Genomic DNA, 12,685 nt, shown 5'->3' with positions numbered 1-12,685 from the left:
TGTCCCGTTCAGCCGAGCGCCTGGCTCACGATCGCGAACGCGCGCAGTTCCGGGTCGCGCGCGGGCGTCGTGCCGCGCGCCATCGTGACGACGGTATCGACGCGCGGCAGCCCGAGCCCGTCCAGCCAGTCGGACAGCCCGCTGTCGCTCGGCAGGTCGACCCGCACGAACATCCCTTCGTTCAGCGCGAGCCAGTGGCTGATGAGCGCCTGCGCGCGCAGCGCATCCGGCGCGATCACCGGGCCGATCACGTGGCCGGGGCCGAAGCGGCGGAACAGCGCGAAGCCGAGCAGTTCGCCGTCGCGATCGAGCGCGATGCCGTTCGCGACGTCGAGCAGCGCATCGGTCACCGCGCCGCGTTCGTAGCCGGCCGCGCGCGATGCGAGCGCGGCGAGGCGCGGCCCGTCGTTGGTGCCGAGCGGGCGCAGGCGCTCGCCGGGCGGCAGCGAGATCAGCGGTGGCCGGAACGCCGCGCCCTGATGCTGGTTGATCGTATCGATCGGCTCGAAGCCGAACGCCGCGTACAGCGGCTCGCGTCCCGGCATCGCATGCAGAAAGACGGTTCGTGTGCCGAAGCCGTCGAGCGCGCGGGCGAGGAGCTCGCGCTCGATGCCGCCGCCCGCGCGCTCGGGCGACACGATCACCATGCCGAGCGCCGCGTGCGATTCGCCGAGGCGCCAGCCCAGCGCGGTCCCCACGACGCCGGTCTCGTCTTCGGCCACGATGCCGCCGCCGAGCTGGAGCACGAAGCGCCAGTCCTCGAGCCGGTGCGGCCACTTGACCGCCTCCGACAGCCGATGGGCGGCGGGCAGGTCGGTTTCGGCGAACGGGCGATAGGTGAGCGTGCGGGAAGGGTTGAGGTCGGACACGCCGGACTCCGGATGGGTGGAAATGACGCATTCACTCTGCCAGCGCGGGTGCGGCGCGGATAGGACGATTCGCCTGTTTTCCGGCGGTGACGGGCGCGCCCGCGAGATCGATGCAAACCCGTTCGATCGACGCGGACGAACGCGCTGATCGTGCCGGTGCGGCCGGTCAATCCCGCCACTCGTGCTGTGGGAGTACCACTACGATGAATGCACGGCCGCGCTGCCGCCTGCCGGAGCGCCGCGCAGACAGGCGAGCCCGCTGCGGCAGCACGGCGCCCACCGGCCGGCCCTGCCGCGCCGCGCCCGATCGCACCGCAGATCGTGCTGCATGTGCCGGGCAACTTGCGGCGATTGTGCGTTTTGAGCGGCGCCGAACGATGCGCGAACGACTTTTTGCCCTGATTCAATTTCGTTAAACCCAGCCCATCCCCGGCCCTGCCGGGGCTTCACACCGACAGGACCTGACCATGATCCAGTTTGAACCGAAGTACATCACCTTCGACTGCTACGGCACGCTGACCCATTTCCGGATGGCCGAGACGGCGCGCGAAATCTATGCGGATCGGTTGTCGCCGGCCACGATGGAGGCCTTCGTGCGCGCGTTCGCCGCCTATCGGCTCGACGAGGTGCTCGGCGCGTGGAAGCCGTACCGTGACGTCGTCGTCAACTCGGTCCGTCGCACCTGCGCGCGGCTCGGCGTGACGTTCGACGAAGCCGAGGCCGAGCTGTTCTATCACGCGGTGCCGACGTGGGGCCCGCACCCGGACGTGCCGGCCGGGCTGTCGCGGCTGGCGTCGAAGTACAAGCTGGTGATCCTGTCGAACGCGATGGACGACCAGATCATGAGCAACGTCGACAAGCTCGGCGCGCCGTTCCATGCGGTGTTCACCGCGCAGCAGGCGCAGTCGTACAAGCCGCGGATGCAGGGCTTCGAATACATGTTCGACAAGCTCGGCTGCAAGCCGGAGGACGTGCTGCACGTGTCGTCGAGCCTGCGCTACGACCTGATGACGGCCGAGGATCTCGGGATCAAGCACAAGGCGTTCGTGAACCGCGGCCACGAGCCGGGCACGCCGTTCTACAACTATTACGAAGTGTCGGACATCGGCCAGCTCGCGACGCAGCTTGGGCTGTAAGTCGGCTGCGCCGGCCGATTCATCGAGCGCCGGGACGGGACCTGACCTGACCGCGATGCCGTCCGAGCCCGTCGCGTCCCGTCGCGCGTTCCATCAGCGTACGAAACGAGGGTAATTACCGATATCGAGTCGTTCAAGGCGGGGCCGCCCGGGCCGATATATGTACCGAACGGTTAATATTTCGAGGCCCCCGCATGAAGTTGTCCACCAAACTGCTGATGCTCGTCGCCGCGGCGCTGCTCGGCGTCGTCCTGCTCGCCGCGTTGTCGCTGCACACGCTGCGCGACGCGCTGATCGACAGCCGCCGCGAAGAGATCGTCATTCTGCTGACCAAGGCCGAGCATCTGGTCGATTCGTATCGCGCGATGCAGACCAGCGGCACGCTCACGCAGGAGCAGGCGCAGCAGCAGGCCAAGGCCGCGCTGGCGGCGCTCAACGCGAATTCGAAGAGCTACTTCTGGGTCACGACGTCCGACGGCGTCAACCTCGTCCACCCGAACGCGAAGTTCATCGGCACGCGCGCGAAAGGCAACCGCACGACCAGCGGCCTGACCGACAGCGAGGCGTACCGCGCGGGCATGGCGCAGTCGCATTTCGCGCTCGTCGACGTGCTGATCAAGCGCAGCCCCGACGCGGACCTTGAGCCGAAGCTGCAGGGCGTGGTCGCGATTCCGGACTGGGACTGGTGGATCGGCACGGGATTCTTCTACGACGACATCAATGCCGCCTTTACCCGGCTCGCGACGGTGCTGGGCGTCATCACGCTCATCATCGCCGCGGCGCTCGCGGCTATCGCATGGGGCGTGCTGCGCAGCGTCAGGCGTACGCTGGGCGGCGAGCCCGCGCATGCGACGCAGATCGCCGCCCGCATCGCCGCCGGCGAACTGGACGTGCAGTTCGATACGGCGCACGCCGCGCCCGGCAGCCTGCTCGTCGCGCTGGGCGACATGAAGGCGCGGCTGACCGACACCATCGCCGAGATCCAGACCACGACCCACTCGATCGCCACCGGTACCGGCGAGATCGCGCAAGGCAACCTGGATCTGTCGCAGCGCACGGAGCAGCAGGCCGCGTCGCTGCAGGAAACGGCCGCGAGCATGGAGCAGATCACGTCGACGGTCAAACAGAACGCCGACAACGCGCGCCAGGCGAATGCGCTCGTGGCCCAGGCGAAGGGTGCGACCGAACTCGGCGGCGCTGCCGTGCAGGCGGTCGTCGAAACGATGCGGCAGATTTCGGACGGATCGGTGCGGATCGCCGACATTACCGTCGTCATCGAAAGCATCGCGTTCCAGACCAACATTCTCGCGCTCAACGCCGCGGTGGAAGCCGCGCGGGCCGGCGAGGAGGGGCGCGGGTTCGCCGTCGTCGCGTCGGAAGTCCGCTCGCTCGCGCAACGCAGCGCCGCGGCCGCGAAGGACATCAAGGGATTGATCGACGCGTCGGTCGAGCGGGCCGGCAGCGGCAGCCGGCTCGTCGAGACGGCCGGCGCGCGCATGACGGAGATCGTCCGGTCGATCGACCGGGTGGCCGACATCATGGGCGAGATTTCGGCGGCATCGGCCGAGCAAAGCACCGGCATCGAACAGATCGGGCTGGCGGTCGCGCAAATGGACGAAGTCACCCAGCAGAACGCCGCACTCGTCGAGCAGGCGGCTGCGGCCGCCTCGTCGCTGGACGAGCAGGCGGCGCGCCTGCGGGCCGCCGTATCGGTATTCCGGCTCGCTGCGTGACGGCTTCGCGCCGTCCGCAGGTGGCTGGCGCGTCCTCCTGCCTTCGGTGCGCCGCGCCGGCACACGCCCGGCGTGCGCGCCGACATGCCGGTGATGGACGCGTCGCCGCCTGGCGGCGCGGCTCCTGACGGCTGCACGGGCCTGGTTTCCGTGCAGTGCCGTCTTCCCCCAAAGCCGTTCCGATCGAGCGGCATTCTTCTGAACTTTCCTGCGCGACGTCCCGTCGCGATTCCCACCGTCGGCGCCCGTGCATGCGGCGATCTGCCGCAATACACCGCGCGTTTCGGCTTTCGTCGGCAGGCGCGCACGCATTCGACACAAACGTGCGGTTTGCGTGAGCCAAACGCGCGCCGGATGCCGAACGGGCAATTTTGTCGGCGCAATCTGCGGCGGCTGCGGCCTTACGATTTCCTGCATCGACACGGGTTCGGCAGCCGCCGCGACACACCGCCGGGCACACGGCGACTCGGATGCGCACGCAGCAATTCATGCTGCGCGGGCGGCTCAAAACGGTCGATTCGTATCGTGCGGGCCGCCCGAATCGCGACAAACCGCATTTTGGCGATGCTTAAATGAATTGCATGACGACGTTGCGACCGCCACCAGCACGCGGGCGCGGCGGGATTCGAGAACCACGCTGGACCCAAGACCCCACTTTCCACAGTCAGGAGCAGTTCGGATGAGCGACGATATCGACAACGGCGGCGGCAAGGGCGGCATCACGCGCCGCGACATGATGAAGGTCATGGCGGCGAGCGGCATGATGGCCGCCGGCGCCGGCGGACTGCTGATGACCCCCGGCTCTGCGTTCGCCGCACCCGCGCCGAAGCGCGGCGGCAAGATCCGGGTCGCGAACGAAGCCGGCTCGACGGCCGATACGCTCGACCCGGCCAAGGGCTCGACGGGCGCGGACTACACGCGCTTCTTCATGTTCTACAGCGGCCTCACGCAGCTCGATGCGAGCCTGACGCCGCAGATGAACCTCGCCGAATCGCTGCAGACGACCGATGCGAAGACCTGGATCATCAAGCTGCGCAAGGGCGTCACGTTCCACGACGGCAAGCCGGTCGGCCCGGCCGACGTGGTGTTTTCGCTGATGCGCCACAAGAACCCGGCCACCGCGTCGAAGGTCAAGACGCTTGCCGAACAGTTCACGGATGCGAAGGCGACCGGCCCGGACGAAGTCACGCTCACGCTCGCCAGCGCGAACGCCGATCTGCCGGTGATCCTCGCGACGCCGCAGCTCGTGATCGTCAAGGACGGCACGACCGACTTCTCGACCGGCATCGGCTGCGGCCCGTACAAGCTGAAGTCGTTCAAGCCGGGCGTGTCGACCGTCGGCGTGCGCAACGACAGCTACTTCAAGCCGGGCAAGCCGTATCTCGACGAGATCGAGCTGATCGGCATCAGCGACAGCGCCGCGCGCCTGAACGCGCTGCTGTCGGGGGACGTGCACCTGATCAACGCGATCGACCCGCGCTCGACGCAGCGGGTCTCGTCGACGCCGGGCTACGCGCTGAAGGAAACCAAGTCGGGCCTCTATACCGACCTGATCATGCGCAGCGACAACCCGATCGTCGCGAACCCCGATTTCGTCGAAGGGATGAAGTACCTGTTCGATCGCGAGCAGCTCCGCACGGCGGTGTTCCGCGGCTACTCGGTGATCGGCAACGACCAGCCGATTCCGCCGGGGCACCGCTACTTCAACGCGTCGCTGCCGCAGCGGCCGCACGATCCGGACAAGGCGAAATTCCTGCTGCAGAAGGCCGGTGCGCTGGGCGCCGCGCTGCCGCCGATCTATGCGACGTCCGACGCGAACGGGTCGATCGAAATGGCGGTGCTGCTGCAGCAGGCCGGCCAGAAGATTGGGCTGAACCTGCAGGTCAACCGCGCGTCGCCCGACGGCTACTGGTCGAACCACTGGATGAAGCACCCGCTCACCTTCGGCAACATCAACCCGCGCTCGAGCGCCGACGTGCTGTTCACGCAGTTCTTCAAGTCGGATGCGCCGTGGAACGAGTCGGGCTGGAAGAACGCCAAGTTCGACCAGTTGCTGCTCGCCGCGCGCTCGGAAACCGACGACGCGAAGCGCAAGCAGATGTACGGCGACATGCAGGTGATCGTCGCGCAGCAGGGCCGGGTCGGCATTCCGGCGTTCATCAGCTTCCTCGACGGCTACGACAAGCGGCTCGCGGGCCTGGGCTCGATCCCCACCGGGCCGATGATGGGCTTCACGTTCGCCGAGAACGTGTGGTGGAACGCATGACGTTGTGGCTGGCCGCCGTCGCGCGGCCGGTGCGGACCACCGCGCCGGCCACGCGCGGTTTTTTCTGGAGTGCCGCACCATGAACCGAATTCTCATCGGGCTGATCGGCCGGCGCATCGCGGTCACCGCGCTGACGCTGCTGATCGTGTCCGCGATCATCTTCACGATCACGAACCTGCTGCCGGGCGACGCCGCGCAGGCCGCGCTCGGCCAGTCGGCGACGCCGGAGACGGTCGCCGCGCTGCGCCAGCAGTTCGGCCTCGACATGCCGGCGCACGTGCGTTACGTGCACTGGCTCACCGGCCTGTTGCACGGCGATTTCGGCCGATCGCTGTCCGGCGACATGCCGGTGTCGGAGCTGATCGGCGGGCGCCTGCCGAAGTCGCTCACGCTGGCGGCGATCACGACCGCCGTGTCGGTGCCGATCGCGCTGTTGCTCGGGATCCTCGCGGCGGTCAAGCGCGAGTCGGTGATCGACCGCGTGATCAGCCTCGGCACGTTGTCGCTCGTCGCGACGCCGGAATTCCTGATCGCGACGGTCGCCGTGCTCGTGTTCGCGGTGAAGCTGCGCTGGCTGTCCGCATTGTCGTACAGCGGCCCGATCGAAAGCCTGCACGATTTCCTGCGTGCGTACGCGATGCCGGTGCTGACGCTGTGCGCGGTCGTGATCGCGCAGATGGCACGCATGACGCGCGCCGCGGTGATCGAGCAATTGAGCGCGTCGTACGTCGAGATGGCCACGTTGAAGGGCGCGAGCCCCGCACGCGTCGTGCTGCGCCATGCGCTGCCGAACGCGATCGGCCCGATCGCCAATGCGATCGCGCTGAGCCTGTCGTATCTGCTCGGCGGCGTGATCGTCGTCGAGACGATCTTCAACTATCCGGGCCTGGCGAGCCTGATGGTCGACGCCGTCAGCAACCGCGATTTCCCGTTGGTCCAGGCGTGCACGCTGATCTTCTGCGTCGCTTACCTGACGCTCGTGCTGTTCGCCGACCTGTGCTCGATCGTGTCGAACCCGCGACTGCGCACCTGAGTGTTTCGTCTTTTTTCCGAGATGTCGCCCATGCAACCGATCGAACCCGTACAACGCAGCAGCGCGCTGCCGCCCTCCGGCGATCCGCCCCTGGGGCGGGGCAGCGTGCCGCCTGCCGCGCCTGCTCCCGACCAGCCGCGCAAGCGCCGCGCCGCGCGCATCGCGTTGACGACCGGCGGCCGCGTCGGCGCGTCGATGGTCGGCCTGATGCTGTTCGTCGCCGTGTTCGGGCCGCTGATCGCGCCGCATGACGTCGGCGCGATCGTCACGCCCGACGTGTTCGCGTCGTTCAGCGCGAAGCTGCCGTTCGGCTCCGACTTCCTCGGCCGCGACATGCTGAGCCGGATCCTGTACGGCACGCGGCTGACCGTGCTGCTCGCGCTGGCCGCGGTGCTGCTCGCCGCGGTGACCGGCACGACGCTCGGGCTGCTCGCGACCGTGTCGGGCCGCGCGGTCGACGAGACGATGAGCCGGCTGCTCGACGCGCTCACGTCGATTCCGTCGAAGATGTTCGCGCTGATGCTCGTCGCCGCGTTCGGCTCGTCGCTGCCGCTGCTGGTGCTCACCGCCGCGATCAGCTACATGCCCGGCTCGTACCGGATCGCGCGCGCGCTGGCCATCAACATCAGCACGCTCGAATTCGTGCAGGTGGCCAAGGCGCGCGGCGAAAGCGCGCTGTACATCGCGTGCGTCGAGATGCTGCCGAACATGATCCACCCGATGCTGGCGGACACCGGGCTGCGCTTCACGTTTGTCGTGCTGCTGCTGAGCGGCCTGAGCTTTCTCGGGCTCGGCGTGCAGCCGCCGTATGCGGACCTCGGCTCGCTCGTGCGCGAGAACATCGCGAGCCTCGGCGACGGCTCGGCCGTCGCGATCATGCCCGCGGTCGCGATCGCGATCCTGACGGTGGGCGTCAACCTGATGATCGACGGCTTGCCGCATCGCGGCCGCCGCAAGGGCGCGGCCGGCGCCGCCGGAGGACACTGATGCGACACGAATCGAACCCGCTCGTCGAGGTGCGCGGGCTGCGCGTGGTCGGCGGCCGGCCGGGCGGCGAGGAAACGACGATCGTCCACGGCGTCGACTTCGAGATCGGGCGCGGCGAGGTGCTCGCGCTGATCGGCGAATCGGGCTCCGGCAAGACGACGATCGCGTTGTCGCTGATGGGCCATGCGCGCGCCGGATGCCGGATCGCCGGCGGCTCGGTGAAGCTCGACGGCACCGACGTGTGCACGCTTTCCGCGGAGGCGCTGACCGCGCTGCGCGGCCGCAAGGTCGCGTATATCGCGCAAAGCGCGGCCGCCGCGTTCAACCCGTCGCGCACGATTCTCGACCAGGTGATCGAGAGCGCGCTGATCCACAAGACGATGACGAAGCGCGACGCGCAGGCGAAGGCGATCGAGCTGTTTCGCGCGCTCGCGCTGCCGGAGCCGGAGACGATCGGCAAGCGCTATCCGCACCAGGTGTCGGGCGGTCAACTGCAGCGGCTGATGGCCGCGATGGCGCTGATCACCGATCCGGAGCTGGTGATCCTCGACGAGCCGACCACCGCGCTCGACGTGACCACGCAGATCGACGTGCTGCAGGCGTTCAAGAACGTGATCCGGCGCTACGGGATGAGTGCGGTGTACGTGTCGCACGACCTGGCCGTGGTCGCGCAGATGGCCGACCGGATCGTCGTGCTGAGCGACGGCGTGATCCGCGAGGCGGGCGCGACCGAACAGATCCTGCATGCGCCGACGCATCCATACACGCAGAGCCTGATCGCGGCGGTCACGCCGAACGATGCCGAACGCGACGCGCCGGCGCAAGCACAGGAGCCGGCCGCGCCGGCGCCGCTGCTCGACGTGCGCGGCGCGATCGCCGGTTACGGCGGCCGTACCGCGAAGGGCTGGCCCGCGAAGGTGATCCTGCATGAAGTCGACCTGCGCATCGGGCGCGGGCAGACGGTCGGCGTGATCGGTGAATCGGGTTCCGGCAAGACGACGCTCGCGAAGGTGATCGCGGGCCTCGTGCCGGCGACCGGCGGCGCGATCCTGCTCGACGGCGAGCCGCTCGCGCGCGATATCGCCAAACGGACGAAGGAGCAGCACCGCCGCGTGCAGATCGTGTTCCAGAACGCCGATACCGCGCTCAATCCGGTGCATACCGTCGAGCGCACGCTCGCGCGGCCGCTCGCGTTCTACCACGGGATCAAGGGCGCGCGTGCACGCCAGCGCGTCGCGGAGCTGCTCGAACTCGTGCGGTTGCCGCCGGCGGTCGCGTCGCGGCGTACCGGCGAGCTGTCGGGCGGGCAGAAGCAGCGCGTGAACCTCGCGCGCGCGCTCGCGGCCGAGCCCGACCTGATCCTGTGCGACGAGGTCACGTCGGCGCTCGACACCGTGGTCGGCGCCGCGATCATCGAGCTGCTGCGCGACCTGCAGGCGAAGCTCGGCGTGTCGTACGTGTTCATCACGCACGACATCGCGAAGGTGCGCGCGATCAGCGACGACATCGTCGTGCTGTATGCGGGCCGCCGCGTGGAGACGGGCAGCCGCGACGCGCTGTGCGCGCCGCCTTATCACCCGTATTCGCATCTGCTGGTGTCGTCCGCGCCGGAGTTGCGCGCGGGCTGGCTCGACGATGCGGCCGAGCGTTGCCACCGGCCGCTGGTGCCGATCGGCGAGCGCGAGAACGAGGCCGAGCTGTGTCCGTTCCTGTCGCGCTGCGCGATGCGCGTGGACGGCGTGTGCAACCGGACGGCCCCGTCGCTGCGCACGCTCGGCAACGGCGCGCAGGTGCTGTGCCATCGCAGCGAGGAGGATCTCGCGCGCTTCCAGGCGGAGCCGATTCCCGCGGGTGTCACGCCGGTGCAGCTGTAGTGCGTGGCGCGCGAACCGTTCATCGCGCGGTGCGGTGAACAGGCCGCCGCATAGTCTGCTGCGGCGGTCGCGCAAAACGGCAATTTGCACGCGTGCCGCGCGCGAATACGCGGCAACTGCGGTTTTTGACGGTGATTAAATGATTCTCATTGAACGGTCGCCGATCGTCGTTGCCGGCATGCACAAGAAGGACCCAATGAAACTGGAATCGTACTGGCTGGATACCCGTCCGGCGTTTCGCGCCGGCAGCGAAGGGCCGGTCGAAGGGCGCGCGGACGTGGTCGTGATCGGCGGCGGTTTCACCGGCTTGTCGGCGGCGCTCGCGCTCGCGCAGCGCGGCGTCTCGGTGGTCGTGCTCGAAGCCGCGCAGGTCGCCGGCGAAGCGTCCGGCCGCAACGGCGGCCAGTGCAATACGGGCGTCGCGCAGGATTACGCGTCGCTGGCCGCGCGCATCGGCGTCGCGCAGGCGAAGCAGTTTTATCTCGCATACGAAAGCGCGGTGAAGAGCGTCGAGACGATCGTGACCGAACAGGCGATCGACTGCGATTTCCGGCGCGCCGGCAAGCTGAAGCTCGCCGCGAAGCCGCAGCATTTCGCGGGGCTCGAAAAGACCTTCAACGCGTTGCGGCGCGACGTCGATCCGGACATCGAGCTGATCGAGCCGTCGCGGATTCGCGATGAAATCGCATCCGACGGCTTTTACGGTGGGCTCCTGCAGCGCAACGGCGCGCAGATGCACATGGGCAAGTTCGGCGTCGGGCTCGCGCAAGCGGCCGTGCGCGCCGGCGCACGCGTGTACGAGGAAGCGGCTGTCACACAGATCGACAGGCTGGACGGCGAGCGCCACCGGATCACCTGCGCCCGCGGCACGATCGTCGCCGACCGCGTGCTGGTCGCGACCGGCGCATCGCAGCACGGGCCGTTCGCGTGGTTCCGGCGACGCATCGCGCCGGTCGGCAGCTTCATCGTCGTGACCGAGCCGCTGCCCGACGCGCAGTTGAACCGGCTGTTTCCGCATCGCCGCGCATACGTGACGTCGCGCCAGATCGGCAACTACTTCCGCGTGACGCCCGACAACCGGCTGCTGTTCGGCGGCCGTGCGCGCTTCGCGATGTCGAGCCCGCGCTCCGACGCGAAGAGCGGCGACGTCCTGCGTGCCGGCATGGCCGGCTACTTCCCGGAACTGGCCGGCGTGCGGCTCGACTACTGCTGGGGCGGCCTCGTCGACATCACCGCCGACCGGCTGCCGCGCGCGGGCCAGCACGACGGCCTCTATTACTCGATGGGCTACAGCGGCCACGGCGTGCAGATGTCGGTGCACATGGGCCGCGTGATGGCCGACGTGCTGTATGGCGCGGCCGCGTCGAACCCGTGGCGCGAGCTCGAATGGCCGGCGATACCGGGCCATTTCGGGCACGCGTGGTTCTTGCCGCTCGTCGGCGCGTATTACCGGATGCAGGATTTCCTGCATTGAAGCGAGCGCCGGGAGAAATCGATATGACAGTGCAATTCGTTGGCTCGCCGCGTGTCGCGCGGCCGGTCTCGCCGGCGATCGGCGACGTGCTGCGCACGATCGACGCGTCGTTCGCGCAGCCGCTGAACCTGGACACGCTCGCGGCGGTGGCCGGGTTGAGCGTGTCGCGTTTCACCGCGCGTTTTCGCAGCGAAACCGGGCTGTCGCCGCACCGGTATCTATGTCTCGTGCGGATACGGCGGGCGCAGGACCTGTTGCGCGCCGGTCTCGCGCCGTCGGTCGTCGCGACCGACGTCGGCTTCTTCGATCAGAGCCACCTGTGCCGGCATTTCCGGCGCGTGCTCGGGATCACGCCGCGCGATTACGTGGTCGCCCGAACAGGCGGCGCGCCGGTGCGAACGCCATCGACGCGCGCCTGCGCGCCGAACGCCGCGAAGCGTCGTGTCACGCGGCATAAGCGCACGCATGGACGATATGCGCCGCTGAGGGTGTCCGGCAGAAACGCCGGCGAACGACGATTTCCGATATCGCGTGACAGCTTTTGAACGAATCCGTCACGCACTGCACAGGAGCAGAAATGACCGCAGTTTTCGTGTTGCACCGGGCCGACGGCGCACCGTCTTCCACCGCATTCCGCAAGCAGGCGTTCGGCGCGAGCGATCCGTTCGCGTCGCATCGCGAGATTGCGTGGGAAGGCCCCGACGCGATGGCCGCGGGGCGGATCGTTTTCGTCGGCGAACTGGACGTGTCGAGCTTTCCGCACATCGAAACCGTCGTCGTCATCCAGGGCGAGCTGACGCTCGAAGCGGCCGGGGCCGCGCCGCTGGTGGTCGGCCCGGGGCAAGGCGCCGTCATCGGCGGCGGCACCGCACTGCGCATCGCCGCGCAATCGCCGGTGCTGCTGACGTTCTGCGCGGTAGCGTGCGCGCAACCGACGAAACGCGGCCTCTTCGAGCTCCACGCCGACGCCGACTTCAAGCCGTCCGCGACGCTGCCGGCCGAGGTGCTGCTCGGCCCCGCGCCGCAATGCCGCAGCGACAACGTGTTCACCGACGACGGCGCCGGATACTGCGCGGGCACGTGGGATTCGACGCCGTATCACCGGATCGTCCGGCCGCATCGCGCGAACGAGTTCATGTTCCTGCTGGACGGCGGCGTCCGGTTCGCGGCGCCCGACGGCAGCGTGGAATCGCTCGGTACCGGCGACGCGCTGTTCGTGCCGCGCGGCGCGTCGATCGGGTGGGAAAGCAGCGAACGCGTGGCGAAGTTCTACGTGATGCAGAACGTCAAACCCTCCACCGAACGAGACTGAG

10 protein-coding genes and 1 pseudogene are annotated in these 12,685 nt (G+C 68.6%); 10 read left to right on the top strand and 1 reads right to left on the bottom strand.

The genetic code is table 11. The features are described 5' to 3' along the window. Positions 1-8: 8 nt before the first annotated feature. Complete coding sequence (locus CFB82_RS38025; RefSeq protein WP_089487427.1) at positions 9-869, bottom strand: GNAT family N-acetyltransferase; 861 nt, start codon at positions 867-869, stop codon at positions 9-11. A gap of 467 nt (positions 870-1,336) precedes the next feature. Here CFB82_RS38025 and CFB82_RS38020 point away from each other — a divergent pair, with 467 nt between their 5' ends. From CFB82_RS38020 to CFB82_RS37980, 10 genes and pseudogenes are all read left to right on the top strand, one after another. After that, positions 1,337-2,005, top strand: coding sequence for a haloacid dehalogenase type II (locus CFB82_RS38020; protein WP_089487426.1), 669 nt, complete (start codon positions 1,337-1,339; stop codon positions 2,003-2,005). A 194-nt stretch (positions 2,006-2,199) separates the two neighbouring features. Further along, entirely contained in the window at positions 2,200-3,738 is a 1,539-nt protein-coding gene (locus CFB82_RS38015) for a methyl-accepting chemotaxis protein (protein WP_089487425.1), read from the top strand. Positions 3,739-3,822: 84 nt separating this feature from the next. Next, positions 3,823-4,314, top strand: a complete 492-nt coding sequence (locus CFB82_RS43540) for a hypothetical protein (RefSeq protein WP_179255513.1) — start codon at positions 3,823-3,825, stop codon at positions 4,312-4,314. 103 nt (positions 4,315-4,417) lie between these two features. Then, positions 4,418-6,004, top strand: coding sequence for an ABC transporter substrate-binding protein (locus CFB82_RS38010; protein WP_089487424.1), 1,587 nt, complete (start codon positions 4,418-4,420; stop codon positions 6,002-6,004). A gap of 79 nt (positions 6,005-6,083) precedes the next feature. Continuing rightward, complete coding sequence (locus tag CFB82_RS38005; protein ID WP_069250081.1) at positions 6,084-7,037, top strand: ABC transporter permease; 954 nt, start codon at positions 6,084-6,086, stop codon at positions 7,035-7,037. A 30-nt stretch (positions 7,038-7,067) separates the two neighbouring features. Next, the gene (locus tag CFB82_RS38000; protein WP_089487423.1) at positions 7,068-8,024 is read left to right on the top strand and encodes an ABC transporter permease; all 957 of its coding nucleotides are present in this window, start codon (positions 7,068-7,070) and stop codon (positions 8,022-8,024) included. Then, a complete protein-coding gene (locus CFB82_RS37995) occupies positions 8,024-9,898 on the top strand; it encodes an ABC transporter ATP-binding protein (protein WP_089487422.1) in 1,875 nt (624 codons plus the stop codon). The genes CFB82_RS38000 and CFB82_RS37995 overlap by 1 nt, the downstream gene beginning before the upstream one ends. Before the next feature lie 196 nt (positions 9,899-10,094). Then, entirely contained in the window at positions 10,095-11,372 is a 1,278-nt protein-coding gene (locus CFB82_RS37990; RefSeq protein WP_441300177.1) for an NAD(P)/FAD-dependent oxidoreductase, read from the top strand. A 23-nt stretch (positions 11,373-11,395) separates the two neighbouring features. Then, positions 11,396-11,829 (top strand): annotated as a pseudogene (locus tag CFB82_RS37985) (helix-turn-helix domain-containing protein). 120 nt (positions 11,830-11,949) lie between these two features. Next, positions 11,950-12,684 (top strand): cupin domain-containing protein, encoded by a 735-nt coding sequence (locus CFB82_RS37980; RefSeq protein ID WP_089487420.1) that lies wholly within the window; start codon positions 11,950-11,952, stop codon positions 12,682-12,684. The last annotated feature ends 1 nt before the right edge of the window (position 12,685 follow it).

The sequence above is a fragment of the Burkholderia sp. HI2714 genome, from assembly GCF_002223085.1.
Lineage (GTDB): Bacteria > Pseudomonadota > Gammaproteobacteria > Burkholderiales > Burkholderiaceae > Burkholderia > Burkholderia lata_D.
Note: the sequence above shows the minus strand (reverse complement) of the source record. Positions and strands in the feature narration are given on the sequence as shown.